The sequence below is a fragment of the Cryobacterium sp. MLB-32 genome, assembly GCF_000738085.1.
In the GTDB taxonomy this organism is placed as follows: Bacteria; Actinomycetota; Actinomycetes; order Actinomycetales; family Microbacteriaceae; genus Cryobacterium.
This window is the reverse complement of record NZ_JPRS01000634.1, coordinates 1-1,264: the sequence shown is the minus strand read 5'-3', so window position 1 is coordinate 1,264 and position 1,264 is coordinate 1. Positions and strand designations below refer to the sequence as shown.

Below are 1,264 nucleotides of genomic sequence, written 5' to 3'. Positions count from 1 at the left end.
GAAGCTCAGGCCGCGGCGGTGAGACGTCTTATATCGCTAGGGTTGTAAGACGGGGGTCCAGACAAGCCCATCGTGGTCCTCGGACTGGGGGACACGCTTGCTGGTCGTAAGTTCATGCCAAAGGGGACGCAGGAGACGACTCCACGAGTGTGGATCTCATCTGAACGATCTCCCCGCAAAGGATGTAGCAGTTCAGCAACAAGAACTTGGCTTCAGTCAAAGTCACCTCGTCGTGAACCCCGGAAGACAGTCGTGCATTGATGTTCGATAGTTCTTGTTTGAGCCGAGTTCGTCGTGAATCGCTCGAGCAATTGTCATCGATGAAAGCCTTAACTCGATTGAGGTAGTTGGCTTCGCCTAGCTTGATGGGTTGGCCGCCCGAGGGATTCGAGCGCTCGGCCGAAGTCGACGGGAATACGATGTCTGCGAATGTGACAAGCAACCTTCGAAGCGAATTCATACCCGCCGAGATTGCCTCAGGTGCCCCATCGATCAGCCCTTGCATTGCGAAGTCGAGTTTCTCGGGGATGTCCGGATCGATGCGAACCAAGAGACCATCAATCTCTGCTCTCGCTGCATCAAACAGCTTGCTGCTCTGAATTCCGAAAGACGCAGCATGTAGCACCTGGACCACGTACCCGTGAATCTCTTGCTCCACTGACGCAAGTACTTTCTCGTGGCGAAGAAGACTCGCTCTCGTCTGTGCGATCGCATTATGAGCATCAGCGTTTACTTTGTTCGCCCAATCGCCACTTACATCAGGAATGCGGAGACTAGCCAACTGAACCCGGAACGAATCTGCCTCACGAGCGACGACAATTGCACTTCCATAAATGTCGTACCTCGCGTCGACGTACTGACGTTTCATAGCTTGGAAACGCTGGGTATCGCGATCGGCTTTGCCGTAGCCCTCTCGCTCCTTCTTAAGCCATTCCCCTGCAGAGTCATCCCTAATGAGGCGGGCAAGACGAGTCGACTTCAGTAGAGCCCGATCGATAGCCATGGAGCTGTCTTCGATTCCGCGAACAATCTCTTCTGCGAGCAGGAGAGATTCGGGTGTGTTACTAACCACAGAGACTTCCATTCCTTGGGACTGCTATCGATTTGACTGACCGGTTGGGTTTGTAGTTTCTACGCATCGTGACTCGACGGGATTGCGAGCCCGGCACAGCACAGCCGACTTGCATCCTCCCGAGGGCATCCAACAGCCCTGTTCATGTATAGCGCACGCAAGGATTTGCCAAGACGCGCAAGAATCTGGCGC

The 1,264-nt window shown here is 54.3% G+C and carries 1 protein-coding gene; it reads right to left on the bottom strand.

Annotation, left to right across the window (positions count from 1 at the left end; translation table 11 throughout):
• Positions 1 to 112 precede the first annotated feature (112 nt).
• A complete protein-coding gene (locus tag JF66_RS20515; RefSeq protein ID WP_156109982.1) occupies positions 113 to 1,072 on the bottom strand; it encodes a hypothetical protein in 960 nt (319 codons plus the stop codon).
• Between the last annotated feature and the right edge of the window lie 192 nt (positions 1,073 to 1,264).